This window comes from Mesorhizobium captivum (assembly GCF_033977165.1).
GTDB lineage: Bacteria > Pseudomonadota > Alphaproteobacteria > Rhizobiales > Rhizobiaceae > Mesorhizobium > Mesorhizobium captivum.
Genome location: NZ_JAVIJB010000138.1, coordinates 1 through 614, shown reverse-complemented (window position 1 = coordinate 614; position 614 = coordinate 1). Strand labels below are relative to the sequence as shown.

General features: G+C 62.7%; 1 protein-coding gene. It reads left to right on the top strand.

Annotation, left to right across the window (positions count from 1 at the left end):
* On the top strand, positions 1 to 614 hold a 614-nt coding region (locus tag RFM40_RS33650), incomplete at both ends, for a zinc-binding dehydrogenase (RefSeq protein WP_320279068.1).

Here is a 614-nt window from a genome sequence, read left to right as displayed (position 1 = left end):
GGCGTCGGCGTCAACCGTCCGGGCGCCTTCGGCGAGTACATGGCGATCCCGCAGCACAATGTCGTGCCCATCCCCGACGACGTGCCCGACGAGATCGCCGCGATCTTCGATCCATTGGGCAATGCCGTCCACACGGCATTGTCCTTCGATTTGGTCGGCGAGGACGTGCTGGTCACCGGAGCCGGACCGATCGGCATCATGGGCGCGCTCGTGGCGCAGTGCGTCGGCGCGCGCAAAGTCGTCATCACCGACATCAATCCGGTCAGGCTGGATCTGGCGCGCAAGCTAGGCGTCCAGCATGTCGTCGACGCCTCGAAGGAGAAGCTGCGCGACGTGATGCCGTCGATCGGCATGACCGAGGGTTTTGACGTCGGGCTTGAGATGTCGGGCGCAGCCCCCGCCTTCCGCGACATGATCGACACCATGAACAATGGCGGCAAGATCGCCATCCTCGGTATCGCGCCGACCGGCTTCGAGATCGACTGGAACAAGGTCATCTTCAAGATGCTGCATCTCAAAGGCATCTACGGCCGCGAGATGTTCGAGACCTGGTACAAGATGATCGCGCTCGTACAGGGCCCGCTCGATGTTTCGGGCCTGATCACCCATCGCAT